This window comes from Rhizobium sp. NLR10b (genome assembly GCF_019685435.1).
Classification (GTDB): domain Bacteria; phylum Pseudomonadota; class Alphaproteobacteria; order Rhizobiales; family Rhizobiaceae; genus Rhizobium.
On the sequence record NZ_JABDWV010000010.1, the window covers coordinates 66,989 to 91,786 of the forward strand.

General features: G+C 61.4%; 22 protein-coding genes. 13 read left to right on the forward strand and 9 right to left on the reverse strand.

Annotation, left to right across the window (positions count from 1 at the left end):
• Positions 1-106 precede the first annotated feature (106 nt).
• On the reverse strand, positions 107-1,414 hold the full coding sequence (gene guaD, locus HJB91_RS17780) for a guanine deaminase (protein ID WP_221155594.1): 1,308 nt from the start codon (positions 1,412-1,414) through the stop codon (positions 107-109).
• Positions 1,411-2,649, reverse strand: coding sequence for a urate hydroxylase PuuD (locus tag HJB91_RS17785; RefSeq protein WP_221146937.1), 1,239 nt, complete (start codon positions 2,647-2,649; stop codon positions 1,411-1,413). Before HJB91_RS17785 ends, guaD begins: the two co-directional genes overlap by 4 nt.
• Positions 2,650-3,000: 351 nt before the next feature.
• On the opposite strand from HJB91_RS17785, the gene HJB91_RS17790 reads away from it, so the two are divergent.
• Positions 3,001-3,333 carry a hypothetical protein gene (locus HJB91_RS17790; RefSeq protein WP_011426364.1) on the forward strand — a complete coding sequence of 111 codons (333 nt, stop codon included), beginning with the start codon at positions 3,001-3,003 and terminating at the stop codon, positions 3,331-3,333.
• Between the two features lie 54 nt (positions 3,334-3,387).
• Here the strand turns inward: HJB91_RS17790 and HJB91_RS17795 are convergent, their stop codons facing one another.
• Positions 3,388-4,284 carry a LysR substrate-binding domain-containing protein gene (locus HJB91_RS17795; protein ID WP_210630364.1) on the reverse strand — a complete coding sequence of 299 codons (897 nt, stop codon included), beginning with the start codon at positions 4,282-4,284 and terminating at the stop codon, positions 3,388-3,390.
• Between the two features lie 101 nt (positions 4,285-4,385).
• Here HJB91_RS17795 and HJB91_RS17800 point away from each other — a divergent pair, with 101 nt between their 5' ends.
• Positions 4,386-4,580: a hypothetical protein gene (locus HJB91_RS17800; RefSeq protein ID WP_221155595.1), complete on the forward strand. Its 195-nt coding sequence runs from the start codon at positions 4,386-4,388 to the stop codon at positions 4,578-4,580.
• On the opposite strand, the gene xdhC is transcribed toward HJB91_RS17800, so the two are convergent.
• From xdhC to HJB91_RS17820, 4 genes are all read right to left on the reverse strand, one after another.
• Complete coding sequence (xdhC, locus tag HJB91_RS17805) at positions 4,556-5,371, reverse strand: xanthine dehydrogenase accessory protein XdhC (protein ID WP_221155602.1); 816 nt, start codon at positions 5,369-5,371, stop codon at positions 4,556-4,558. The genes HJB91_RS17800 and xdhC overlap by 25 nt on opposite strands.
• A gap of 114 nt (positions 5,372-5,485) precedes the next feature.
• Positions 5,486-7,825: a xanthine dehydrogenase molybdopterin binding subunit gene (gene xdhB / locus HJB91_RS17810; RefSeq protein ID WP_210630367.1), complete on the reverse strand. Its 2,340-nt coding sequence runs from the start codon at positions 7,823-7,825 to the stop codon at positions 5,486-5,488.
• Positions 7,826-8,099: 274 nt separating this feature from the next.
• Positions 8,100-9,563, reverse strand: a complete 1,464-nt coding sequence (xdhA, locus tag HJB91_RS17815; RefSeq protein WP_221155603.1) for a xanthine dehydrogenase small subunit — start codon at positions 9,561-9,563, stop codon at positions 8,100-8,102.
• Positions 9,564-9,591: 28 nt separating this feature from the next.
• On the reverse strand, positions 9,592-10,368 hold the full coding sequence (locus HJB91_RS17820) for a 3-hydroxybutyrate dehydrogenase (protein ID WP_221123040.1): 777 nt from the start codon (positions 10,366-10,368) through the stop codon (positions 9,592-9,594).
• 255 nt (positions 10,369-10,623) lie between these two features.
• Between HJB91_RS17820 and glpK the strand changes: the two genes are divergently transcribed.
• The 8 genes from glpK to sbmA all read left to right on the forward strand — a co-directional run bounded on the left by glpK (position 10,624) and on the right by sbmA (position 19,491).
• Positions 10,624-12,117 (forward strand): glycerol kinase GlpK, encoded by a 1,494-nt coding sequence (gene glpK / locus HJB91_RS17825; RefSeq protein WP_210630370.1) that lies wholly within the window; start codon positions 10,624-10,626, stop codon positions 12,115-12,117.
• A gap of 110 nt (positions 12,118-12,227) precedes the next feature.
• Positions 12,228-12,602, forward strand: a complete 375-nt coding sequence (locus HJB91_RS17830; RefSeq protein WP_210630371.1) for a YciI family protein — start codon at positions 12,228-12,230, stop codon at positions 12,600-12,602.
• Positions 12,599-13,858 (forward strand): RNA polymerase sigma factor, encoded by a 1,260-nt coding sequence (locus tag HJB91_RS17835; RefSeq protein ID WP_210630372.1) that lies wholly within the window; start codon positions 12,599-12,601, stop codon positions 13,856-13,858. The genes HJB91_RS17830 and HJB91_RS17835 overlap by 4 nt, the downstream gene beginning before the upstream one ends.
• A gap of 88 nt (positions 13,859-13,946) precedes the next feature.
• Positions 13,947-14,414, forward strand: coding sequence for an SRPBCC family protein (locus tag HJB91_RS17840; protein ID WP_221123038.1), 468 nt, complete (start codon positions 13,947-13,949; stop codon positions 14,412-14,414).
• Positions 14,415-14,662: 248 nt separating this feature from the next.
• Complete coding sequence (locus HJB91_RS17845; protein ID WP_221155604.1) at positions 14,663-15,724, forward strand: LLM class flavin-dependent oxidoreductase; 1,062 nt, start codon at positions 14,663-14,665, stop codon at positions 15,722-15,724.
• Between the two features lie 39 nt (positions 15,725-15,763).
• Positions 15,764-16,522 carry a type I methionyl aminopeptidase gene (map, locus tag HJB91_RS17850; protein ID WP_221155610.1) on the forward strand — a complete coding sequence of 253 codons (759 nt, stop codon included), beginning with the start codon at positions 15,764-15,766 and terminating at the stop codon, positions 16,520-16,522.
• Between the two features lie 399 nt (positions 16,523-16,921).
• Positions 16,922-18,106 (forward strand): YbfB/YjiJ family MFS transporter, encoded by a 1,185-nt coding sequence (locus HJB91_RS17855; protein ID WP_221155612.1) that lies wholly within the window; start codon positions 16,922-16,924, stop codon positions 18,104-18,106.
• Positions 18,107-18,225: 119 nt separating this feature from the next.
• Positions 18,226-19,491 carry a peptide antibiotic transporter SbmA gene (sbmA, locus tag HJB91_RS17860; RefSeq protein ID WP_221155622.1) on the forward strand — a complete coding sequence of 422 codons (1,266 nt, stop codon included), beginning with the start codon at positions 18,226-18,228 and terminating at the stop codon, positions 19,489-19,491.
• Between the two features lie 58 nt (positions 19,492-19,549).
• On the opposite strand, the gene HJB91_RS17865 is transcribed toward sbmA, so the two are convergent.
• On the reverse strand, positions 19,550-20,539 hold the full coding sequence (locus HJB91_RS17865) for a polysaccharide deacetylase (protein ID WP_221155624.1): 990 nt from the start codon (positions 20,537-20,539) through the stop codon (positions 19,550-19,552).
• A 120-nt stretch (positions 20,540-20,659) separates the two neighbouring features.
• Between HJB91_RS17865 and HJB91_RS17870 the strand changes: the two genes are divergently transcribed.
• The 3 genes from HJB91_RS17870 to der all read left to right on the forward strand — a co-directional run bounded on the left by HJB91_RS17870 (position 20,660) and on the right by der (position 23,471).
• Positions 20,660-21,244 carry an NnrU family protein gene (locus tag HJB91_RS17870; protein WP_221155625.1) on the forward strand — a complete coding sequence of 195 codons (585 nt, stop codon included), beginning with the start codon at positions 20,660-20,662 and terminating at the stop codon, positions 21,242-21,244.
• 105 nt (positions 21,245-21,349) lie between these two features.
• The gene (locus HJB91_RS17875; RefSeq protein WP_210630386.1) at positions 21,350-22,033 is read left to right on the forward strand and encodes a tetratricopeptide repeat protein; all 684 of its coding nucleotides are present in this window, start codon (positions 21,350-21,352) and stop codon (positions 22,031-22,033) included.
• 16 nt (positions 22,034-22,049) lie between these two features.
• Positions 22,050-23,471, forward strand: coding sequence for a ribosome biogenesis GTPase Der (gene der, locus HJB91_RS17880; protein WP_221123032.1), 1,422 nt, complete (start codon positions 22,050-22,052; stop codon positions 23,469-23,471).
• Between the two features lie 110 nt (positions 23,472-23,581).
• Here the strand turns inward: der and HJB91_RS17885 are convergent, their stop codons facing one another.
• Positions 23,582-24,763, reverse strand: coding sequence for a glycosyltransferase family 1 protein (locus HJB91_RS17885; protein WP_221123030.1), 1,182 nt, complete (start codon positions 24,761-24,763; stop codon positions 23,582-23,584).
• Between the last annotated feature and the right edge of the window lie 35 nt (positions 24,764-24,798).

Genomic DNA, 24,798 nt, shown 5'->3' on the forward strand with positions numbered 1-24,798 from the left:
GTATAAATGCGACCATCGCCCATAACATGAATCCCAAAAGGAGCGTTACGGGAAACGGCCGCCCCAGACGGTCTTCACTGTACCTTGTTGGCGGGAACCGATATCGTCAAAGCCCTGTTTTCAAGGCAATGCCGGAAACGTAGGTCTCGGCGATCGCTCTGTCGTCGCCCATCGTCTGAAGCAGGAAGAGTTCCTCGGGCAGGGTCTTTACCGTTTCCATCTTCAGCGCCATGGCCGGCGTCGCGGCCGCGTCGAGGACGACGAGGTCGGCTTCGGTGCCAGGGTCCAGCGTGCCGATCCGGCCGGCGAGCGACAGCGCCTCGGCATTGCCGCGGGTCATCAGGTAGTAGCTTTCCAGCGGGTTCAGCCGTTCACCAAGCAACTGCTGGATCTTATAGGCCTCGTCCATTGTTTTCAGCATCGAATAGCTGGAGCCGCCGCCGATATCGGTTGCGACACCGATGCGGACCGGCTTTTCGCGTCGCGCCAAGGCCTTCAATGGAAAGAGGCCGGAGCCGAGGAAAAGGTTGGAGGTCGGGCAGTGAACGGCGACGGCGCCGGCCTCGCTCATGACATCGGCCTCGCGTTCGGACAGGTGGATGGCGTGGCCGAAGAGACTCTTCGGCCCGAGCAGACCATAGCGGGCGTAAATGTCGGTATAGTCGATCGCCTCGGGATAGAGCTCGCAGGTGAATTTGATCTCGTCGTGGTTTTCCGACAGATGCGTCTGAATGTGCAGGTCGGGAAATTCGCGGGCGAGCGCTGCTGTCGCTTCCATCTGCGCCGGCGTCGAGGTGATGGCGAAGCGCGGGGTGATGGCGACGTGGTTGCGGCCCTTGCCGTGCCAGTCCGCTATCACCTGGCGGGTCTCGTCATAACCCATCTCGGGCGTGTCGAGCAGGCCCTGGGGGGCGTTGCGGTCCATCATCACCTTGCCGCCAACCATGCGCATATTGCGCTTCATCGCCTCGGCGAAGAAGGCGTCGGCCGAGGTCTTGTGCACGGAGCAGTAGGCGACCGCCGTCGTCGTGCCGTGGCGGATCAACTCGTCGTAGAAATGTGTGGCGATCCTTTCGGCATGCGTGCTTTCGACGAAGCGGCATTCCTCGGGGAAAGTGTAGGTGTTCAGCCATTCGAGCAGGTTGGCGGCATAGGAGGCGATCACCTGCATTTGCGGAAAATGCAGGTGCATGTCGATGAAGCCGGGGAGGATCAGATGCGGGCGGTGATCGATCTCGGCCGTGCCTTCGGCGGCTTTCGCCTTGATCTCGGCATAGGGGCCGACAGCGGCGATCAGCCCATCCTCGATCAGCAGGCCGCCGTCTTCCTCGTAGAGATGACTCTGGCTGTCGGCGAGACTCAGGGGCGCGCGATGGAAAGAGAGGAGGCGGCCGCGAAGAAGTGTCGACGTCATTGTTTTTTGCCTTCGACTGCGCTTTCGAACCAGGCGACGAGCAGCCTGCGTTCGTCCGGCGTAATATCGGTCACGTTGCCGGGTGGCATGGCATGGCTGCGGCCTGCCTGTATATAGATTTCCCGGGCATGGGCGGCAATTTCCGCGTCGTTTTCGAGCATCACGCCTTTCGGTGGCCGCACGATGCCTTCATAGGCGGGCTCGGCGGCATGGCACATGGAACAGCGCGTCGAGACCAGCTGCTTGACGGCAGGAAAATGCGGATCGCCGGCGAAGTGCCGGAAGGCGGGGGCGACCGCCGCCGTATCCGCATCGCCGGTCAACAGCTTTGGCGCGGTCGAAAGCCACATGATCAGGATGAAGAGGACGACGGTGACGATCCAGGTCCAGGTCGGGCGGCCTTTCCTCGCATGGGTGGTGTTGAACCAGTGGCGGATGGTGACGCCCATCAGGAAGACGAGCGCCGCAATCACCCAGTTGAACGCCGTACCGAAGGCCAGCGGATAATGGTTCGACAGCATGAAGAAAATGACGGGCAGCGTCAGATAGTTGTTGTGCAGCGAACGCTGCTTGGCAATTTGACCGTATTTCGGATCGGGCGTGCGCCCGGCGATGAGATCGGCGACGACGATCTTCTGGTTCGGAATGATGATCATGAAGACGTTGGCCGACATGATGGTCGCAGTGAAGGCACCGAGATGCAGGAAGGCGGCGCGGCCGGTGAAAAGCTGCGTATAACCCCAGGCCATGAAGACGAGCACGACATAGAGCACTGCCATAAGACCCCAGGTATTCCGGCCAAGCGGGGATTTGCACAGCAGATCGTAGACGACCCAGCCGAAGGCCAGTGACGCCAACGAGATCAGGATTGCGACCGTCGGCGTGATATCAAGGACGTGGCGATCGATGAGAAAAAGGTCGGCACCGCCATAATAGACGATGCAGAGCATCAGGAAGCCCGAGATCCAGGTGAAATAGCTCTCATATTTGAACCAGGTCAGATGCTCAGGCATCTGAGCGGGCGCCACCAGATATTTCTGGATATGATAGAAGCCGCCGCCATGAACCTGCCATTCCTCGCCATAGGCGCCGGGCGGCAGATGCGGGCGTTTCACCAGTCCGAGATCGAGCGCGATGAAATAGAAGGACGATCCGATCCAGGCGATCGCGGTAACGACATGGAACCAGCGCGCCGCGAAGGCGAGCCATTCCCATGCTATGGCATATTCATACATCGAGTTCCCCTATCTTCCTCCGACTCGTGACATTGCGGAAAATTTGCCGGGGAGGGAAGAGGAGAATGATGAACCGCACATGCCCTTTGCAACGTGGCGAGCGTCGCGGGTCACGCCAGTTGCCAGCGATGTTGCCGAGGTCGCCAATCGCGGACGCACAGCCGATCTGTTACCCCCGTGCCTAAAAGCTGCCGAGAAGGCCATGCATTATTACTGTCTCATATTGGATCTGCTAAAATTGGCGGATCTTGAAACTATGATGAGCGGATACAGTTAGGTTTGCAGGCCGCCGGCATGAAATAACAAGAACCGTTGGAGATCGGCGGCGCATTCATCGACGGAGAGATGCCCATGCGCAGCATTCTGACGTGTGTAATGATGGCATACGCATCGTTGGCGATGGCTCACGACGCACCTTCGGGGTGGAGTTATGACCCCTATTGTTGCAATGGCGACAGTCATAATGGCGATTGCCAGATGATTCCGTCCAAAAGCGTCGCGGTGACACCAAACGGATATCGTGTGACATTGATGCCGGGCGACCACCGGCTGGTCACGCATGCTCACGTCTTTCTGCTGCCGATGACGAAGGCGATGCAGTCCGGCGATGGTGATTATCACCTCTGTCTGTTCCCCAACGAGAACACGCCGCGCTGCTTCTACGCGCCGGAAATGGGATTTTGAAGCCGAACCTACTAAGCCCTGTTCAGGTTGATTGGCCCTGATGCGTTTGTCGGGTCAGGTTCCGGCGGCGTTCATCTCCTCCAGGATCCAATTGCGGAAGGCCTTGATCTTCGGCACGTTGCGGCGATTTTCGGGATAGGCGAGCCAGTAGGCCTTGCCGTCGCTGCGGGTTAGATCGAAGGGCTGGTAGAGCCGGCCGAGCGCGATTTCGGCCTCATAGAAGGCAGGGTGAAGGATGGCGATGCCGTGGCCGGCCATCGCCGCGTCGGCTTCCATCGCCTGCGAGCCCAGCTGGTTGCGCGGGCGTCGATCGAGATCCGTATCGGTGACGCCGGCAGCCTCGAACCATTGTTTCCACCAGATGTCGCCGGCATCGAAGAGATCGAATTTCAGCAGATCGCGCGGCTCTTTGATGCCCCCTGCCGATTCCGCCAGCTTGGGGCTCAGCATCGGCGTGAACTCCAGGCCCATCAACCGGTGCAGCGCGAGCCCCGGCCAGTTACCGTCGCCCCAGCGGATGCCGACGTCGATCTGCTCGCGGCCGAAGTCGATGATGTCGGAGGTCGCCTGAAACCGAACCGCGATCGCCGGATGCTTCAAATGGAAGGAGCCGAGGCGCGGCGCCAGCCATTTCGACGCGAAGGTATGGGTCGAGCTGATGGCGAGCGTGCCTTCGACGCTGTCGCGCGCCGTCGCCATCGCGTCATGCAGCATGGCGAAGGCTTCGGTCACCTTCGGGGCCAGCCGTACACCGGTCTCCGTCAGCGCGATCTGGCGTGGGCGACGCAGGAAGAGCGGCTCGCCGACATTATCCTCCAGGAGCTTGATCTGGTAGCTGACGGCCGTCTGCGTCATTCCGAGCTCGTCACCCGCCTTGGTAAAGCTGCCAAGCCGGGCGGCGGCTTCGAAGACGCGCAGCGCATTCAGCGGAAATTGCTTCGAAAGTTTCATGGATAAGTTCTCTTGATGCAGGCAGACGATCGTTCGATTGGAATTGCACCATTTTTCGCGGCAGACTGCAACTCATACCATCAATCTGATGAGGTGACGTCATGGATTGCCATGCTATCGAAGAGAGCCAGCCGCAACGGAACAGCAGTGTTTTCCTACGTCTTGCCGGCTGGCTCATGGCCAGTTTCCACAGCTTGCCGCGCCTCGATCTTACGGCCGCGCCCGATCGGGTTAAGCGCGATCTCGGTTTCCTCGACGGGCGCGATCCCTATTATGAGGACGAGCGCATGCGGTAGGCCGCAAGCGCCATCAGGATCTCGGCAGCGGTCATGGCGGCGATCACTTCGGGGCGCTTGTCCCTGACCGTCGAGCCGCCGATCGGCAGCGTCAGCCGCTCCATCCAGCCGTGCTCGCCGTCGCCTTCGCGTGAAAGCCAGCTTGCGAGGGTGGCGCGCTTGGTGGCGGAGCCGATCATGCCGGTATAGGCGAGGTCGGTTCTCGCAAGCGCCTCGCGAGCGATGAGGAAATCCAGCGCGTGGTCATGGGTCAGGATGACGACCGCGCCGCCGGCGGAAATATCTTTCACCAACGCTTCCGGCATTGGCACGAGCCGGGCCTTGATTTCATCCGGCAGGTTGGCAAGCTCTTGCTGTCTCGTTTCGACGACCGTCACCGACAGCGGCAGCGGCGCAAGGGCTGCCGCCAGCGCCCGGCCGACATGGCCGGCGCCAAAGAGAAAAACCTCCGGCAGGCGCTCAATCTCGCCTGCAAGCCTTGCCTTGAGCTCATCCGTCAGCGCTTGCGTCAACCGCCGAAACCGCAGTTGCGTGCGCCCGCCGCAGCATTGGCCGATTTCGGGGCCGAGCGGGATGTCCATGATGGCCGTTCCGCCGGTTCCAGCCAGAATCTCGCGCGCATTTGCGATTGCCATGAACTCGAACTGCCCGCCACCGATCGTGCCCCAGAGGGCGTTCGCCGAAACAAGCATGAAAGCGCCGGCCTCGCGCGGAGTGGAGCCTTGCGTGCCGGTGATGTCGACCAGGACGCTCTCGGGGTGGGCGGCGAGGAAGGTGGGGAGGTCCTTCATGGCAAGGCAACCGATGGGTATGTGGCTGCGGTCCCCCCCTCTGTCCGGCAGGACAGAGGGGGGTGCCACCCACTCGGCCCGTCCTGCTCAAACAACAAATCAGCCGGACGCATCCTACACCCGCTTCATCCGCTCCACAGCCATCAGCACCCGTTCCGGAGTCGCCGGCGCATCGAGTCTCGGACAGACGTTATAATCGGCGACGCTAGCGACCGCCATCGACAGGGCTTCCAGCACCGAGATCGCCAGCATGAAGGGTGGTTCGCCGACCGCCTTGGAACGGCCGATCGTCGCTTCGGCATTCTCTGACCATTCGGCCAGCCGCACGTTGAAGATTTTCGGCCGGTCGGAGGCGAGCGGGATCTTGTAGGTCGACGGGGCATGGGTGCGCAGCCGTCCCTTGTCGTCCCACCAGAGCTCTTCCGTCGTCAGCCAGCCCAAACCTTGGACGAAGGCCCCTTCGACCTGGCCGAGGTCGATCGCCGGGTTCAGCGAGCGGCCGACATCGTGGAGAATGTCGGTGCGGTCGATCAGATATTCACCGGTCAGCGTATCGATCGAGACCTCGGTGCAGGCGGCGCCGTAGGCGAAATAATAGAAGGGGGTGCCGCGGCCGGCCTTACGGTCCCAGTGGATCTTCGGCGTCTTGTAGAAGCCGGCGGCTGAAAGCTGGACGCGGGCGAAATAGGCCTGCTTGATGAAATCACGGAAGGGGATCTCGAACTCGCCGACGCGCACGCGGTTCGGCAGGAAGACGACGTCGGAGGGGGCCACATCCCATTTTTCGGCGGCAAAGGCCACCAGCCGTTCCTTGATCTGGCGGGCGGCATCGTAGGCCGCCATGCCGTTCAGGTCCGAGCCGGAGGAGGCGGCGGTGGCCGAGGTGTTCGGCACCTTGGCGGTCGTCGTTGCGGTGATCTTCACCCTAGAGATATCGATCTGGAAGCTGTCGGCCAGCACCTGCGCCACCTTGGTATAGAGGCCCTGGCCCATTTCGGTGCCGCCATGGTTCAGGTGGATCGAGCCGTCCTGATAGATATGGACGAGGGCGCCGGCCTGGTTGAAGGCGGTCATGGTGAAGGAGATGCCGAATTTGACCGGCGTCAGCGCGATGCCCTTTCTGATGTAGCGGCTGTCGCGGTTGAAGGCGATGATGGCGTTGCGTCGCGCCCGGTATTCGGCCGTCTCCTCCAGTTCGTCGACGACACGGGCGATGATATTGTCCTCGACCTCCTGGTGGTAAGGCGTCAGCGTGCGCCCGGAGCCCGGCTGGCCGTAGAAATTCAGCTTGCGAATATCGAGCGGATCCTTGCCGAGGGCGTAGGCGATCTCCTCGATGAAGCGCTCGGCGCCGAGCATGCCCTGCGGACCGCCGAAGCCGCGGAAGGCGGTGTTGGAGACCGTGTGCGTCTTCAAGGGTTTCGACTGCAGATGCACATGCGGGTAGAAGTAACTGGAATCAGCGTGAAAGAGGGCCCGGTCGGTCACCGGCCCCGAGAGATCGGAGGAGAAGCCGCAACGCGCCGCATAAGTCGCATCGACAGCGTGAATACGGCCGTCAGCGTCGAAGCCCACTTCGTAATCGACGAGGAAATCATGGCGTTTGCCGGTGGCGCTCATATCCTCGTCGCGGTCGGGGCGGAACTTGATGGCGCGGCCGAGCTTCTTGGCCGCAAGGGCGGCAAGGGCCGCGAACTGGCTGCCCTGTGTTTCCTTGCCGCCGAAGCCTCCGCCCATGCGGCGCACATTGACCGTCACCGCGTTCGAAGGGATGTCGAGCACATGGCCGACGATGTGCTGGATCTCGCTCGGATGCTGGGTCGAAGACCAGACGGTTACCTCGTCATCCTCACCGGGAAAGGCGACGGCGATATGGCCTTCGAGATAGAAATGCTCCTGTCCGCCGATGCGCATTTGGCCTTTCAGCCGCATGGGTGCGTTCGGCATTTCCGTTTCCGGCTCGCCGCGCTGCAGCGTCATCGGCGTGGTGACCAGCGGGCTGCCGTTTGCAAGTGCGCCGTCGATATCGCTCCAATGCGGGAGGTCGCGATAGGCGATCTTCGCCAGCCAAGCGGCGCGGCGGGCGGCCTCGCGCGTCTCGGCGATGACGGCAAAGATCGGCTGGCCGTGGAACTGAACCAAAGTTTCGGCGAGCAGCGGCTCGTCATGGCTGCCGTTGGAGCTGACGTCGTTGACGCCGGGCACGTCCTTGCCGGTGAAGACCCAGACGACGCCGGGATAGGCGGCGACCTCGGAGAGATCGATGCTGAGGATTTCGGCGTGTGCCCGGTCGGAGAGGCCGAGCGCGCCGTGCAGCAGGCCGGCGGGTTCGGGGGTGTCGTCGATATATTCGGCCGTTCCGGTAACGTGTTTGTGCGCGGAATCATGGCGCAGAGAGCCGTACATTGGGCCCGAGATGACGACTTTGGGGTCTTCGAAGGTGGACTTGTCCATTAGATCAGCCCTCCGCGAACGGAGTTAGGAAATGCGGCTACTCCGCACTCCCTCATTCCTTTGCCCTCAGGGCTTCGCCCGAGGGATGTCACAGGAATCCAGCCACGGCGCGTCTGCGCCGTGAATGACTCATATGACGCTGAGGAAATGTCTCCTGCGCCCAGGGACTTGGGCGCGCTGAATTCCTGTGCCAAGCACAGGAATGAGGGAGAGGAGGAGACCGCGACTATTCCCATCAAGGCTTGCATTCCGGGCGTTCTGATCAATTTCTCCATCACGCCACCTCCTCGAACCGCTTCAGCTCCGCCGGCGCGCCGACAGTTTCCAGATAGAACCGCGTCAACAAATTCTTCGCCGTCAACTGGCGGTATTCCGCCGTGGCGCGCCAGTCGGTGAGCGGTTGGAAATCGACGTCGAAGGCGGGGCGGGCGGCCTCGATCGTTGCTTCAGTCCAGGATTTGCCGATCAGTTCGGTCTCCACCGTGCGAGCGCGTTTCGGCGTTGCCGCCATGCCGCCGTAGGCGATGCGGATGTCGGTGACGATCTCCGCGTCGTCGAGGGTCAGCAGGAAGGCGCCGAGCACGGCGGTGATGTCCTCGTCGCGGCGCTTGGTGATCTTGTAAGCGGCAAAGCGGCTGTTTGCGGGATAGGGCACGAAGACGCTCTCGACGAACTCGCCGGGCTTGCGGTCCTGTTTGCCGTAGGCGATGAAGAAGTCCTCGAGGGGGATTTTGCGCTGGCCTTCGAGGGAGCGCAGCGTCAACGTCGCCCCGAGCGCGATCAAGGGCGGCGGACTGTCGCCGATCGGGGAGCCGTTGGCGATGTTGCCGCCAATCGTGCCCATGTTGCGCACCTGCTCGCCACCGATGCGGTCGATCAGCCGCCCGAGCGCCGGGATTTTCCGGGCGATCGCTTCGAAGGCCCTGGTGTAGCTGACGCCAGCGCCGATGGTGACGCCGTCCTCGCTTTCGGTGACGGTCTGCAATTCGCTCAGGTGGTTGATGAATACGACCGGGCTCAGCCGCCGCATCTGCTTCGTCACCCAGAGGCCGACATCGGTCGAGCCGGCAACGACGGTCGCGTCGGGCTCCTGCGAGAGAACTTCGGCCAGTGCCTGGACAGAAGCCGGCACGATCAACCGGTCTTCGCCTTTGGCAATCCGGATGGTGCCGCTCGCCTGCATGGCCCAGAGCCGTGCGATGATTTCCGAGCGCGTGCGCTCCAGCGGGTCGAACAGCGCGCTCGGGCGCATCAGGCTCACCTGCTCGGCGGCCTTGACGATTGGCTCGTAGCCGGTGCAGCGACACAGATTGCCTTGCAATGCCTTTTCGATCTCGCGGCGACCGGGTTTTTCCTTTGTCAGCCATAACCCATAGAGCGACATCACGAAGCCCGGGGTGCAGAAGCCGCATTGCGACCCATGACAATCAACCAGCGCCTGCTGCACCGGATGCAGCGCGCCATCCCGGCCGGCCAGGTGCTCGACCGTCACCACGTGCGTGGCGTGCAGCGAGCCGGTGAAACGGATGCAGGCGTTGACGGATTCATAGGCAAGCTTGCCGTCGACGAGCCGGCCGACGAGCACGGTGCAGGCCCCGCAATCGCCTTCCGCGCATCCCTCCTTGGTGCCAGTGAGGCGCCGCTTCAACCGCAGAAAATCGAGAAGCGTCTCGGTCGGCCCGACATCGGTGAGCTCGATGTCCTCGCCATTCAGGATGAAGCGAATGCTGTCGTTCATGATATTCCCGGTTATGTTTTCCAAATGGTTAGGCCGCCGTCCAGCCACCGTCAATCGAGATGTGGGTTCCGGTCACCTGGCAGGCGGCATCGCTCGCAAGGTAGATCGACAGCGCACCGATCTCCTCGGCCTTGACGAATTCGCGCGTCGGCTGCGCCTTGAGGATGACTTCGCTCTTCACCTGCTCCTCGGTCATGCCGCGCGCCCTGGCGGTATCGGGTATCTGCTTTTCGACGAGCGGCGTCAGCACATAGCCGGGGCAGATGGCGTTGACCGTCACGCCGAACTCCGCAAGTTCCAGCGCCGCTGTCTTCGTCAAGCCTAATATACCATGTTTTGCCGCCACATAGGCGGATTTGAAGGGGGAGGCGACGAGCCCGTGAGCCGAAGCGATGTTGATGATGCGGCCATATTTCTTGGCCTTCATCAGCGGAATGGCGGCGCGCATGGTGTGAAAGGAGCTCGACAGGTTGATGGCGATGATCTGATCCCATTTTTCGACCGGGAAATCCTCGATCTTCTCGACATGCTGAATGCCGGCATTGTTGACGAGGACATCGACGGTGCCGAAGGTTTTTGCGGCGGTTTCGATCAGGTCGGCGATCTCGGCGGGCTTGGTCATGTCGGCGGGATGGTAGATTGCCCGGCCCTTCGATACCGATTCAAGCCGCTCGACGATCGCGTTGATTTCATCGGCATTTCCGAACCCGTTGATAACGACGTTGTCGCCGGTTTCGGCGAAGGCGGTGGCGATCGCAAGACCGATGCCGCTGGTGGAGCCGGTGACGACGACTGATCTGCTCATGCTGTTTCTCCGTGAATGCCGATGCTGCGTCGCAGCGTTAGCCTCGAGGTTATTCCCAAAGGCGGCAGGCTGGCAATTCCGCTTTATTCGCTTTTCTCGCCCGCATCCGTGTCCTATTGATTTGCCATGATAATCAGCGTGGAGCATTTCCGTTTTTCTCCGAATCACGGAAATGCTCTATCTCTTTGATCCACGCAATTCCGGACGCAAACCGCTACGCGCTTTTGCTGGAATTGCTCCAGGGAGAAGGATTTCATGAGCGGATATGTTCTGGCGATCGATCAGGGAACAACGTCGACACGGGCGATCGTTTTTGATGGCACCATGCAGGTCGTCGGCAAAGGCCAGAAGGAATTCACTCAAATCTATCCGCGCTCCGGCTGGGTGGAGCATGATCCTGAGGAGATCTGGGATTCAGTCGTCTCCACCATCCATATGGCGCTGCGTGAAGCCAAGGTGATGGCGAAGGACATTGCCGCGCTTGGCATCACCAACCAGCGCGAGACCGTTGTTGTGTGGGAGCGCGAGACCGGCCGGCCGATCCAGAATGCCATCGTCTGGCAGGATCGACGCACGGCGAGCTACTGCGACAACCTGAAACGGCAGGATCTGGAACGGGTTTTCACAAAGAAGACCGGACTCATCCTTGATCCCTATTTCTCCGGCACGAAGCTCTCCTGGATGCTTGCTAATGTGAAGGGGGCGCGGGCGCGGGCGGCCCGGGGCGATCTCTGCTTCGGGACGATCGACACCTTCCTGATCTGGCGGCTCACCGGCGGCAAGAGCTTTGTGACGGATGCCACCAACGCCTCACGCACGCTGATGTACAACATTGCCGAAAATGCATGGGACGAGGATCTGCTCGACATTCTGAGAGTGCCGGCCGCCATGCTGCCTGAGGTCAAGGATTGTGCCGCCGATTTCGGCACGGTCGATTTAGAGATATTCGGCGCTGCCATCCCGATCCTCGGCGTCGCCGGCGATCAGCAGGCGGCGACCATCGGCCAGGCCTGTTTTGCGCCGGGCATGCTGAAATCGACTTACGGCACGGGCTGCTTTGCGCTGCTCAACACCGGCACAGACATGGTGCGTTCGAAAAACCGGCTGCTGACAACAATCGCCTATCGCCTCAACGGCGAGACGACCTATGCGCTTGAGGGCTCGATCTTTATCGCGGGTGCTGCCGTGCAATGGCTGCGGGACGGGCTTCGCATCATCGGCAGTGCCGCCGAGACCAACACGCTTGCCGAAAAGGCCGATCCGACGCAGGAGGTCTATCTCGTGCCCGCCTTCACCGGCCTCGGCGCGCCATATTGGGATGCCCAGGCGCGCGGCGCGATTTTCGGGCTGACGCGCAACAGTGGGCCCGCTGAGCTTTCCCGGGCGGCGCTCGAAGCCGTCTGCTACCAGACCCGCGACCTGCTCGACGCCATGCAGAAAGACTGGAAGAACGGCGCCGAAGATACGGTGCTCCGCGTCGACGGCGGCATGGTCGCCTCCGACTGGACGATGCAGCGCCTCGCCGACCTGCTCGACGCGCCGGTCGATCGCCCGGTGATCCTGGAGACGACGGCGCTGGGCGCGGCCTGGCTCGCCGGCAGCCGGGCGGGGGTGTGGCCTGACAGGGATGGGTTTTCGGCGACATGGAAACGCGACCGGCGTTTCGAGCCTGACATGGACGAGAAGGTGCGGGCGGCAAAACTCAAGGGTTGGAAGAATGCGGTCAAGCGGACGCTTACCGAAGGCTAGCCTTCGGTAAGCGCCTTGGTTCCTGCAACCGCCGCTGACCCGGATAATTTTTTGATGCGGCCTGTCGGCTAAGCGGTTACTCCTTCGTCATTCGGAAAGAGGAGTGACCGATGCTTTATGCAATCCTTTGTTACGCCCATGAGGAAACCGTCTTCGCCTGGACCAAGGAGGAGGAGGCTGCCGTCATGGAAAAGCTTTACGCCGTGCAGGAGCCGCTTGCCAAAGCCGGTAAGCTGGGTCCCGTCGGTCGGCTGATGCCGACGACGGCGGCGACGACCGTTCGCAAGGGCAAAGACGAGGCTCTCGTCATCGACGGGCCTTTCGCGGAAACGAAAGAGGCGCTTCTCGGCTTTTACGTGGTTGACTTCGAAACGCTGGAGGAGGCGGTCGCCTTCTCGAAACAGCTATCCGCGGTCAATCCCGGCTCCTCCTCTTACGAAATTCGGCCTTTCTACGTGTTCAGGCCGGGAGATGCTGCATCATGACCGACATTGCCTGGATCGACCTCGCGCTTGCCTCGGCCCGCCCGAAGGCGCTCGGCGCGCTGCTGCGCTATTTCCGCGATCTCGATACCGCGGAGGAGGCGTTTCAGGAGGCATGCCTGAGGGCGATCCGGACATGGCCGGAAAGAGGACCGCCGCGCGATCCGGCGGCATGGCTCATTTTCGTCGGTCGCAACAGCGGCATCGATGCGGTGCGCAAACGATCGAAGCTGCAGGCGTTGCCGGACGAGGACGTCATTTCCGATACTGAGGATGCCGAAAGCGACATTGCCGAGCGGCTGGATGCTTCCAATTATCGCGACGATATCCTGCGGCTTCTCTTCATCTGCTGCCATCCCGATCTGCCGGCGACGCAGCAGATCGCGCTGGCGCTGCGCATCGTCTCCGGCCTTTCGGTGACGCAGATCGCGCGCGCCTTCCTGGTCTCCGAAAGCGCCATGGAGCAGCGCATCACTCGGGCCAAGGCGCGCGTCGCCAAGGCGGGCGTGCCTTTCGAAACGCCGAGCCCTGAGGAGAGGGCCGAACGCCTGTCGATCGTCAGCACGATGATCTATCTGATCTTCAACGAGGGCTACACCCAGGCGAATCCCAAACATGAGGCGGCCGCCTTCAGCGACGAGGCGATCCGGCTGGCACGGCTGATGCTGCACATGTTTCCGTCCGAACCGGAACTGATGGGGCTGCTTGCGCTCATGCTTCTGCAGATATCGCGCCGCCCGGCGCGTTTCAGCGCCGAAGGCGAGATCGTGCTGCTCGAGGATCAGGACCGCTCTCTCTGGAACCAGCTTTTCATCAATGAGGCTCTGGCGCTGCTCGACAAGGCGCTACGCCACCGCCGGCCCGGCCCCTACCAGCTTCAGGCGGCCATCGCCGCCATCCATTCGCGCGCGAAACGTGCCGAAGACACCGACTGGACGGAAATCGATCTGCTTTACCGGGCGTTGGAGCGTATTCAGCCCTCGCCTGTCGTAACGCTTAATCGCGCGGTCGTCGTTTCCAAGCTGCATGGGCCGCAGGAGGCGCTGGATCTCATCGATCCGCTCGGCGAGAAACTCGGAGGCTATTTCTATTATCACGGTCTGCGGGGCGGGCTGCTGAAGCAGCTCGGTTTGACCAGCCAGGCGCGCGAAGCCTTCGACCATGCCATCGCGCTTGCCCATTCGGCGGCGGAAGCCGCGCATATCCGCCGGCAGATCGACAAGATGCAGGAAGAGGCGGCGCAGCCGATTGCAAATTAATTCTTCGTGGTGTCGGAGCGGCGAAGTTTACACGTCCTTGTAACAACCTGAGACGAAACAGGTTTCATTCAAACGGAGAGATGTTGAAATGACCGCCAGCACGCAACATGAACTCGTCCTTATCAGGGAATTCCACGCCCCGCGCGATAAGATCTTCAAGGCATGGACCGATCCGGATCTCGTGAAGCAGTGGTTCGTCCCGCGCCCGTGGAGTGTGGCAGACGCGACGCTCGATGTGCGCCCCGGCGGCGCGAGTGTTGTCGTCATGCAGGATCCCGAGGGCAATCGGTATCCGAATCATGGCGTCTATCTCGAGATCGTCGAGAATGAGAAGATCGTCTTCACCGACGCCTATACCAGCGCCTGGGTGCCTGCCGAAAAGCCTTTCTTCACCGGCGTCATTCTGCTCGAAGACCTCGGTAACGGCAGGACGAAATATACAGCCAAGGCGCTGCACTGGCGCGCCGAAGACAAGGAAGCGCACGAGAAGATGGGCTTCCATGAGGGATGGGGCAAAGCCGCAGACCAGCTGGCGGAACTGCTGGCAAAGATGTGAGTGACAGGGACGGCGTGGTAAAGGCCGCGCCGTCCCGATGCTTCAAGTGCACTGTGAGGTGGTTTGGAAGATGATTCCGCTGAGGACTGGAAGCCGTTAAATTCAGATTCGAATCGGAGTTGGGCGTCATGTCGACGCGGGATTTATCCTGTGCCATCAAGATTCTCGAACAATCCGTTCCACAATTTGTGTTTGCGCTCCATCGCCGCCATCCTTATCTCCGGATCGAGTTCAACAGGATGCCGACGATGGAACTGGGCCTTTACACATTCGCCGATGTCAATCCCAATCCCTCCCGCAGCAAGGGAGCGGAAGGGGCCGAACGGCTGAAGCATCTGATCGAGGAGATCGAGCTTGCCGATCAGGTGGGGCTCGATGTCTTCGGGCTTGGCGAACACCATCGGCCGGACTATGCGGCGTCCGCTCCCGCGGTGGCGCTGGCGGCTGCGGCCGTCAAGACCAAAAACATCCGGCTGACGAGCGCGGTTACTGTGCTCTCCTCCGACGATCCGGTGCGTGTGTTCCAGCAGTTTTCGACGCTTGATCTCATTTCGAACGGCCGTGCCGAGATCATGGCAGGGCGTGGCTCGTTCATCGAGTCTTTCCCGCTGTTCGGCTACAACCTCGAGGATTACGACCAGCTTTTCGAGGAGAAGCTCGATCTGCTGCTGGCGCTGCGCGATGATGAGACTGTCGCGTGGAAGGGTGAGCTTCGCGCGGCGATCAACGGACGCGGCGTCTATCCCAGGCCGCTGCAGGATCCACTGCCGCTGTGGATCGCGGTTGGCGGCACACCGCAGTCGGTGGCGCGCGCCGGCGCGCTCGGACTGCCGGTGGCGCTCGCGATCATTGGCGGCGAGCCGAGCCGTTTCGCGCCGCTCTTCGATCTCTACCGCGAGGCTGCGCGCCGGGCCGGGCAGGATCAGGCGAAGCTGAAGACCAGTATCAATGTCCATGGCTTCATCGCGGACACGACGGAGAGAGCCGCCGACCAGTTCTACGGACCACAGGCGGAGGTGATGAACCGCATCGGCCGCGAGCGCGGCTGGGGACCGACGAGCCGGGCGCATTTCGATCTTTCGCGCGGGCCGAACGGCGCGCTTTTCGTCGGCGATCCCGAGCTGGTCGCGGAAAAGATCATCGCCCATCACGCGATATTCAAGAACGACCGCTTCCTGCTGCAGATGGCGATCGGCCTGATGCCGCATGATCAGATCATGCGTGGCATCGAGCTCTACGGGACGAAAGTGGCGCCGATCGTCAGAAAGGCATTGACTGAAAAGAGCGAAGGAGTGAAAGCCTCAGTTTGAGGCGGCCGCGGCCGCCCTGTGGAAGGGCGGAACAGACGAATGGTTATCGCAAACGAAGACGAACTGGTGAAGCTCAAGGAGATCGGCCGCATCTGCGCCAATGCCATCCAGGTGATGGCGGCAACGATGGAGCCCGGCATGACGACGCTGGAGCTCGACCAGATCGGCCGCAAGGTGCTCGAAGATGCGGGCGCACGCTCGGCGCCGGAGTTCTGCTATCAATTTCCGGGCGCGACCTGCATCAGCATCAACGAGGAAATCGCCCACGGCATTCCCGGCCCGCGCGTCATCCGCGCCGGCGATCTCATCAATATCGACGTCTCGGCCGAGAAGGACGGCTTCTTCGCCGATACCGGCGCCTCCTTCGCGGTGCCGCCCGTCAAGCCGAAAATCGAGCGGCTCTGCCGCGACGGTAAGCGGGCGCTCTGGGTCGGGCTCAACCAGGTGAAATCGGGCGAATCGCTGGCAAAGATCGGCACCGCCGTCGGCGCTTTCGCGCAGAAGAACCGCTATACGCTGGTCGCCAATCTGGCGAGCCACGGCGTCGGCCGCTCGCTGCACGAGGAGCCGGCCGAGCTCTCGACCTGGCCGGATCCTTCGGAAAAGCGTGTGATGACGGATGGCCTCGTCTTCACCGTCGAGCCATTCCTTTCGCTCGGCGCGACATGGGCCGAAGGCGGCGACGACGCCTGGACGCTCTATGCCGATCCGAAGGCGCCGACGGTGCAGTTTGAGCATACGGTGGTTGCGACGCGGAATGGGCCGGTGATATTGACGCTGCCGGATGGGCGGGTGTAGGGCTGGGGTCAGTGGGCTCGCCCTTGGGCTTGGAATCTTCAGGTCGCTTCGTGGGGAGCGCTCACCTCTCCTTTTTGTTCCTGTGCTTGTCACAGGAATCCAGCCACCGCGCGTCTGCGCGGTGATTGACCCCATATACAATTGAAGAGAGTCTCCAGCGCCCAAGGACTTGGGCGCACGGGATTCCTGTGACAAGCACAGGAAATGAGGGTGGTTGTGGTGGGCGCACATGTCAATTCATTCGGCTTGACCGCCACGTCCCTTCGCTCCCGCGCTTCGATCTGCGCCCTAGATATTGTGGTTCAAAAACGGCGGTGAAAATCCTACCTTTCGCAGAATTGATCGATCGATCAGAAATAGTCGTTTGTGGCCTTTGCGTTGCAGCGCGATAAGCGGTGCATGCTTTCCCGTCCGCCTCGCTCCGCGCCCAACCTGGTTTCGATTGCTGCTGCCGGCGCCGTGGCCATGGCGGCAGCCATGGGCTTCGGGCGCTTCTCTTATACGCCGATCCTGCCCGGCATGATGAGCGGCGTGCCGCTTTCGGCGGCGGATGCCGGCTTTATCGCGTCGGCGAATTTCGTCGGTTATCTCGTTGGCGCCGTGCTGGCGGCTTATGGCTGGGCGGCGGGGCGCGAACGGCTGGTGGCGCTCTTGGCACTGCTTGCCAACGCAATCCTGCTCGCTGCGATGGCGGCCACCGATTCCGTTGCGATCTTTGCGGTCATCCGGCTCCTGGCCGGCCTTGCCAGCGCCTTCGCGATGGTGTTCACCTCGTCGATCGTGCTCAGCCACGGGGCTGCTGCCGGCAATGACCATGTGCAGGCGGCGCATTTCGGCGGGCCTGGAGCGGGCATTGCGCTTTCGTCGGTCATGGTGCTCCTGATTGGTCTTGGCTTTCACGATGAGCCGGGCGGCTGGCGCGCCGATTGGATCGGCGGGGCGCTCTATTGCGCGGCAAGTCTCGCCATCGTCTGGTGGCTCTTGCCCACGGCGCCGGCACAGGCAGCGCGGTCGGGCAAGGAACCGGCGCTCAACTGGAGCCGGCCGATGGTGCTTGTCACGCTGTCCTACGGCCTGTTCGGCTTCGGCTACGTCATCACCGCGACCTTCCTCGTCACCATCGCACGCATGGCGGCGACGGGAGCTTTCGTCGAATTTCTCTGCTGGTTCATTGCCGGCGTGACGGCGGCGGTGGCGCTGTTTGCCTGGAAGCCGCTCGTCAGACCGCTTGGACTCGGCGGCGTCTATGTCGCGGCGCTTCTCATCGAGGCCGCCGGTGTGCTCGCCACCGTAGCGCTGCCGCCTTCGGTCGCGCCGCTGATCGGCGGGGCGCTATTCGGGGCGACGTTCCTGGCGATCACGGCCTACGGACTGCAAATCGGCCGCAAGCTTTCCCCGAAGAGTCCGCGGCGGATCCTGGCGATGATGACGGCCGCCTTCGGCGTCGGCCAGATCGTCGGACCGATTGTTGCCGGCTGGATTGCCGAACGCTCGGGCAGCTTTACCCTGCCGACGGTGATCGCTGCCATTGCCCTGGTGGCGTGCGCTTCAATGGCGATGCCGGTGATGAAGGAAATCCATTAAGTGGTTACAAGTGCGTAACAATGGCTTGAGTCCATTGCCGCTTTCTTCGAACTGCCTTAATTTCCGGGCAATCAGCATCTGCTGATGCTCCCGAGATTCCCGTTCAGGAAAGTGCCCCAGTGTTCCTTTCATTTTTCCCAAAACCAAAAGCTTTCTTTATATCGGCCGCGCTCTGGTGCCTGGCCGCGGTCCTTCTTTGGTATTTTGGTGGCGAGCAGGCCGGCGCAGCGATCGGACTGCCGCCGCTGCCCGAAGGGCAGGAAGCACCTATCGGTGTGTCTGTCTTTTGGACGGCACCTTTCCTGTGGTTCTATATCTATTACGCAATTGTCGTCGGTTTGTTCACAGCCTTCTGGTTCTGGTATAGTCCGCATCCCTGGCAGTCTTGGTCAGTTCTCGGTGCTTCGCTGATCGTTTTCACGACTTACTTTGGTGTACAGGTCAGTGTTGCTGTGAACGCTTGGTATGGGCCTTTCTATAATTTGGTCCAGCAGGCCCTAGAGAAGGTCGGTTCAGTTCCCGCTTCACGATTTTATGCGGAACTGCTGATATTTGCCAGTATAGCGTTTGTTGCGGTCGCGATTCGGGTGTTTACCTCGTTCTTCGTAAGCCATTGGGTATTTCGTTGGCGCACAGCGATGAACGACTACTATGTCGCTAACTGGCCCAAGCTGCGGCATGTGGAGGGCGCGTCTCAGCGCGTGCAGGACGACACGATGCGCTTTGCACAAACGATTGAGGGTTTGGGCGTCAGCTTTGTCGATTCCATCATGACTTTGATTGCATTCTTGCCGGTACTTTTTCGGCTTGGCGCAAATATTACGGAATTGCCGCTAATCGGCGCCATCCCGCATGCGCTTGTCTGGGCCGCGATCTTCTGGTCGTTGTTTGGAACAGTCTTTCTGGCTATTGTCGGTATCAAGCTGCCTGGGCTGCAATTCCTCAATCAGCGCGTGGAAGCCCACTACCGCAAGGAACTGGTCTATGGCGAGGATCATGCAGATCGCGCGGATCCGTTAACGTTGGCTGAATTATTCACGAATGTCCGACGGAATTATTTCCGTATCTATTTCCACTATACATACTTCAATGTCGCACGTCTCTTCTATTCCCAGGCTGATAATATATTCAGTTTTATCGTTCTCATTCCATCGATCGTCGCAGGTAAGCTGACGCTAGGATTGATGACGCAGATTACAAATGTTTTCGATCAGGTTCGCGGATCTTTTCAATATCTCGTAAGTTCCTGGACGACTATTATCGAGCTGTTGTCCATCTACAAACGTCTTAGGACTTTCGAGGCGGCGATCGACGATGAACCGCTACCTGCGATCGATCGGCACTATCTGGAGAGGGAAGCCGGCGTCGTGCATGTCGATGGTTAACTGGTGAGGTTTGGGCGGATGGAGCTGAACGGCACTACCCCTCAATTTTAAAACACCGTCAGAGCCCCGACGTCCGCTCCAATTTCCCACGCGCCTCGATCATCGGAATCGCTTCGGAATAGCTCACACAGGCTACGTCCGCCCGAATGCAGACGTCGCTGACCAGGCGGTCGAGCGCGCGCCAGTAGGCGCCGCCGTTCATTTCGACGAAATGGAAGCCGAGCTGGAGGGGGATGCGGTCGCCGTTGTATTGGCGGTCGAAGGCCTGGGAGAAGGCGGCGTAGGCGCGGTCTTCGAATGCCTTCGAATCCGCGCTGTCCTCCTCACCCTTGGAATGGCGGACGAAGAGGTTGTAGTCCATGCCGATGATCGGCTTTTCGCTGGGGCCTTCGGGGATCAGGGGGAGGCCGAAGCGGAGGATGCCGTCTTCTTCGACAGGCACGGCCGGGCCTTTGGTGACGAGGCTTGCGTCATAGGTGAAACCCGCCTTCTTCTCGGCGGCGATCATGTCGGTGCCCGCCGTCGCCGAGAGATAGGGGGCGCGAAAGCCCTTGATGCCGTGATCGACCAGATCCTGCCAGCCGGCGGGTTCTTCGAGGCCGACGCCCTTCCAGGCATTTTTCAACGTCGCATGGAAGGTCGCGTATTCGGCGGACCAGTCGGCCTCGCTCCAGAGGCGGCCGTCGAAATGGCCACAGGCATGGCTTGCTATGTCGTGGCCTTCGAGATGGGCGTGCCAGATATTGCCGAGGCGCTCGCGGATCTCGTCGTCGCTCCGGGCAAAGCCGACATTGGATTTTCCGGGTTTCTGGTGCGGCGCCTGATAGGCCTTCTTCGCCGCCTCGTTCATCAGGAAGGTGCAGGAAAGGAAATAGGTGAAATGGGCGCCGTTCCTGGCGGCCATCTCGCGGCTTTTCAGCCAGAGCGCGTTGTTGTGGGCACCGTCGAAGGAGATGATGACCAGTTGCTTCGGCCGGTCGGCCGCCTCTGCCACCGCGGGAAGAACGAGAGAGGCAATCAGACAGGTGGCGAGGAGAGGGCGAGACATGGGCACCGCGACAATTTGTTCGCGGTTTCCCTCCGATAGAATTGCGGCGAAGCTGCGGTCTTGCTGGTATTTTTTCCCGCCAACCGCTAAGTCATGTCAAACTGCACGGAAGGGACCGCAATGGCACTGCTTATCGTCGGCATCATACTTTTTCTCGGTGTGCACCTGGTGCGGGTGGTGGCTCCGGATCTGCGTCGCTCGATGATCGTGCGCCTCGGCGAGAATGGCTGGCGTGCCGGGTATTCGGTTGCGAGCATCCTCACACTGATCCTGTTGATCTACGGATTCGGGCAGGCCAGGCAGGTGACCGGCATGCTCTACAATCCGCCGGTCTGGATGGCGCATATCACCATTACGCTGATGTTGATCGCGCTGATCTGTCTCGTCGCCTCGCTGTTGCCGGCCGGACACATTGCGACCAAGACCAGGCATCCGATGGTGCTGTCGGTGAAGATCTGGGCGCTGGCGCATCTGCTTGCCAATGGCGAGACGTCGTCGGTCCTGCTGTTTGCGGCGTTCCTTGCCTGGGGCGTGATCGTGCGCATTTCGCTCAAGCGCCGCGAGCGGGCGGGGGAAATCACGCGCCGGCCCTTCGTCTCGGCCAAGTACGACCTCTATGCCCTTGTCATCGGCATCGTCGTCTGGGCGCTGATCATCTGGAAGCTGCACGAATGGCTGATCGGCGTTTCGCCGCTCGCCATGTGACGAATCTTTCACATCCCCCTTACAATGGCGGCAAAATGGGGTAGAAGGCCGGAAATGTGCGTGTCATGCACATGCGTATAGGTATTTCCGCGGCCGGAGACGAGAATGGCATTCAACGACGACAGCTTCATCCGTGAAGTCAACGAGGAATTGCGGTCAGACCAGATGAAGGGCGCCTGGCGCCGGTTCGGCCGCTATATCATTGTCGTCGCCATCCTGATCGTCGCCGGCACCGCCGGCAAGGTTCTCTATGAATATTGGGACGACAACCGCTCCTCCAGCGCCGGCGACCAGTTTCTGGCGGCGATGAAGCTTGCCGACGAAAACAAGAACGACGAGGCGCTGGCCGCGCTTGAAAAGCTGGAGAAGGAAGGCCATGGCGCCTATCCGGTGCTGGCGCGCATGCGGGCGGCGACCGTCAAGGCGCAGAAGGGCGACGCTGCGGCGGCGATCACCGCCTTCAACGAAATCGGCAAAGACAACAGCGTTCCGGCTGCCGTGCGCGATGCCGCCAAAATGCGCGCGGGCTGGCTGCTGATCGAGAACGGTTCTTATGAGCAGGTTTCGGCCGCGATCGAAGAAATGGCCGTGCCGAGCAGCGCCTTCCGCCATTCGGCGCGCGAAGCACTCGGTCTGGCCGCCTACAAGGCCGGCAACATGGCGCAGGCGCGGCAATGGTTCCAGTCGATTGTCGACGACACCGGCAGCCCGCGTCCTGTTGCCAATCGCGCTCAGATGATGCTTGATCTCATTACCGCATCCGGCAAGGCGCCCGCCGCGCAGGGCTGAGTTTTAAGGAAAAAGAATGAGTTTCACGGTCGCCATCGTCGGTCGTCCGAATGTCGGCAAGTCGACGCTTTTCAACCGCCTGGTGGGCAAGAAGCTTGCGCTCGTCGACGATACACCCGGCGTGACGCGCGACCGCCGGCCGGGTGACGCGCGGCTGATGGGTCTGACCTTTACGATTATCGACACGGCCGGTCTGGAAGAAGCCGACGAGGAAAGTCTGCAGGGCCGGATGCGCGCGCAGACGGAAGCGGCAATCGATGAGGCTGATCTTTCGCTTTTCGTCGTCGACGCCAAGAACGGGCTGACGCCAGTCGATACTGCCCTGGCCGAAATGCTGCGCCGGCGCGGCAAGCCGGTCGTGCTCGTCGCCAACAAATCCGAGGCGCGCGGCTCCGACAGCGGCTTCTACGACGCCTATACGCTCGGCCTCGGCGAGCCGACGCCGATTTCGGCCGAGCACGGGCAGGGCATGCTCGACCTGCGCGACGCGATCGTCGAGGCGATCGGCAAGGACCGTGCCTACGCCAAGGAGGATGTCGCCGTCACGGACGTTGATATCTCCCACTCGGCCGATGAAGGTGAGGACGAGGACGAAGAGCCCGCTTATGACGAGACCAAGCCGCTCCGGGTGGCGATTGTCGGCCGTCCGAATGCCGGCAAATCGACACTGATCAACCGTTTCCTCGGTGAGGACCGGCTGCTAACCGGGCCGGAGGCGGGCATTACCCGCGATTCCATCTCGGTCGAATGGGACTGGCGCGGCCGCACTATCAAGATGTTCGACACGGCCGGCATGCGCCGCAAGGCGCGGGTGACCGAGAAGCTGGAAAAACTTTCCGTGGCCGACGCGCTGCGCGCCATCCGTTTCGCCGAGACCGTCGTCATCGTCTTTGACGCGACGATCCCTTTCGAGAAGCAGGACCTGCAGATCGTCGACCTCGTGCTGCGTGAGGGCCGCGCGGCCGTACTTGCCTTCAACAAGTGGGATATGATCGAGGACCGGCAGGCGGTGCTGGCGGATCTGCGCGAAAAGACCGATCGGCTGCTGCCGCAGGCGCGCGGTATCCGCGCTGTGCCGATCTCCGGCCAGACCGGCTGGGGCCTCGACAAGTTGATGCAGTCGATTATCGATACCGACAGGGTCTGGAACAAGCGCATTTCGACGGCGCGGCTCAATCGCTGGCTGGAGACGCAGCAGATCCAACATCCGCCTCCGGCCGTTTCCGGCCGCCGCATCAAGCTGAAATACATGACACAGGTCAAGGCCCGTCCGCCGGCCTTCATGATTTCCTGCACCCGCTCCGACGCGCTGCCGGAATCCTATACGCGCTACCTGATCAACGGGCTGCGCGCCGATTTCGATATGCCGAGCGTACCGATCCGCATCCATTTCCGCTCGCCTGATAATCCGTACGAGCCGAAGAAGAGGCGGACGTAGGGTTTAAGGGTGGTTGGGCTCTTACGCGGCATTGTTGCGCCGCGCGCCCGTTCTTCTGCTCGTCTAGCGGCGACGATACTCTTCGCAGCGCCCTGCACAGAAAGAACTGATCAGTCTGCGGATGAGAGAGGCCCGGCGGTTTCGCCGGGCTTTCTGCTTCTTGGAAGCGACTTGGCAAATTGCCAGGCCTTTTTCCATTTGGGCGTGATGACCCCATTGGCCGCGCGAATATTGTTGATGAATTGCTGCGTTGCCGCTTCCCAGGAATATTGCATGGCAAGCTCACGCGCCTTGGTGCGCGAGGCGGAGAGAGCGGCCAGGCACGCGGCCTGCAGGTCGGCGTCCAATGATCCGACCTCGCTGTCCTCGCCGATGATATCGAGCGGGCCGGTGACGGGGTAGGCGGCGACCGGCACGCCCGATGCCAGGGCTTCGAGAATGGTATTACCAAAGGTATCGGTGAGCGAGGGGAAGACGAAGACATCGGCCTGCGCGTAGATTTTCGCCAGATCCTCGCCGAATTTCACTCCGGTGAAATGGACGTTCGGATAACGCTGCTCCAGCTCGGCGCGCGCCGGACCATCGCCGACGACGACTTTGGAGCCTGGCAGGTCGAGGTCGAGAAATGCCGGAAGGTTCTTTTCCAGCGCCACGCGGCCGACGGTCATGAAAATCGGGCGAGGGAGGCCAAGGGGCTCCGGCTCAAGCGGCATCGGATGGAATTGCGTGGCGTCGATGCCGCGGGTCCAGGGCATCAGGTTCTTGATGCCTCTCGCGGCCAGTTCGCGCGCAAGGCTTGGCGTCGCGACCATGCAGCCAGCGCCGCCATTGTGGAACCAACGCACGAAGGCATAGAGCCAGCTCTCCGGGATCGGCAGGCGGGCAGACACATATTCTGGAAAGCGTGTGTGATAGCTGGTGGAGAAAGGCATGCGCTTGCGCAGGCACCAGCGGCGGGCGGTCAATCCCAGCGGACCTTCGGTGGCAATATGCACATAGGTCGGATTGTGCTTTTCGATCTCTCGCGCGACACGTCGGTAATTGGCAATCGACAGCCGGATTTCCGGATAGGTCGGGCAGGGGATGCTATGGAAACGCTCCGGCGTCACCATCGCAACCTCGACACCCATTTTCGCCAGTTCGCGATTGGTGTTCTCGATCGAGCGAACGACTCCGTTGACCTGCGGATGCCAGGCGTCGGTAACGATTACCAGCCTTTCCGGCAGGTTTCCGGCGGCTGCGGCATGGGCCCAGCTCTCGCCGCTATAAGTGTTTGCCGGACGTTGCAGCATGTCGCGATTTCCATCCGCGTTGCAGTGATCTGTCA

Coding starts and splice junctions, on each gene's coding strand:
- guaD (WP_221155594.1), bottom strand. CDS start 1,414: ATGACGTCGACACTTCTTCGCGGCCGCCTCCTCTCTTTCCATCGCGCG.
- HJB91_RS17785 (WP_221146937.1), bottom strand. CDS start 2,649: ATGTATGAATATGCCATAGCATGGGAATGGCTCGCCTTCGCGGCGCGC.
- HJB91_RS17790 (WP_011426364.1), top strand. CDS start 3,001: ATGCGCAGCATTCTGACGTGTGTAATGATGGCATACGCATCGTTGGCG.
- HJB91_RS17795 (WP_210630364.1), bottom strand. CDS start 4,284: ATGAAACTTTCGAAGCAATTTCCGCTGAATGCGCTGCGCGTCTTCGAA.
- HJB91_RS17800 (WP_221155595.1), top strand. CDS start 4,386: ATGGATTGCCATGCTATCGAAGAGAGCCAGCCGCAACGGAACAGCAGT.
- xdhC (WP_221155602.1), bottom strand. CDS start 5,371: ATGAAGGACCTCCCCACCTTCCTCGCCGCCCACCCCGAGAGCGTCCTG.
- xdhB (WP_210630367.1), bottom strand. CDS start 7,825: ATGGACAAGTCCACCTTCGAAGACCCCAAAGTCGTCATCTCGGGCCCA.
- xdhA (WP_221155603.1), bottom strand. CDS start 9,563: ATGAACGACAGCATTCGCTTCATCCTGAATGGCGAGGACATCGAGCTC.
- HJB91_RS17820 (WP_221123040.1), bottom strand. CDS start 10,368: ATGAGCAGATCAGTCGTCGTCACCGGCTCCACCAGCGGCATCGGTCTT.
- glpK (WP_210630370.1), top strand. CDS start 10,624: ATGAGCGGATATGTTCTGGCGATCGATCAGGGAACAACGTCGACACGG.
- HJB91_RS17830 (WP_210630371.1), top strand. CDS start 12,228: ATGCTTTATGCAATCCTTTGTTACGCCCATGAGGAAACCGTCTTCGCC.
- HJB91_RS17835 (WP_210630372.1), top strand. CDS start 12,599: ATGACCGACATTGCCTGGATCGACCTCGCGCTTGCCTCGGCCCGCCCG.
- HJB91_RS17840 (WP_221123038.1), top strand. CDS start 13,947: ATGACCGCCAGCACGCAACATGAACTCGTCCTTATCAGGGAATTCCAC.
- HJB91_RS17845 (WP_221155604.1), top strand. CDS start 14,663: ATGGAACTGGGCCTTTACACATTCGCCGATGTCAATCCCAATCCCTCC.
- map (WP_221155610.1), top strand. CDS start 15,764: ATGGTTATCGCAAACGAAGACGAACTGGTGAAGCTCAAGGAGATCGGC.
- HJB91_RS17855 (WP_221155612.1), top strand. CDS start 16,922: ATGCTTTCCCGTCCGCCTCGCTCCGCGCCCAACCTGGTTTCGATTGCT.
- HJB91_RS17865 (WP_221155624.1), bottom strand. CDS start 20,539: ATGTCTCGCCCTCTCCTCGCCACCTGTCTGATTGCCTCTCTCGTTCTT.
- HJB91_RS17870 (WP_221155625.1), top strand. CDS start 20,660: ATGGCACTGCTTATCGTCGGCATCATACTTTTTCTCGGTGTGCACCTG.
- HJB91_RS17875 (WP_210630386.1), top strand. CDS start 21,350: ATGGCATTCAACGACGACAGCTTCATCCGTGAAGTCAACGAGGAATTG.
- der (WP_221123032.1), top strand. CDS start 22,050: ATGAGTTTCACGGTCGCCATCGTCGGTCGTCCGAATGTCGGCAAGTCG.
- HJB91_RS17885 (WP_221123030.1), bottom strand. CDS start 24,763: ATGCTGCAACGTCCGGCAAACACTTATAGCGGCGAGAGCTGGGCCCAT.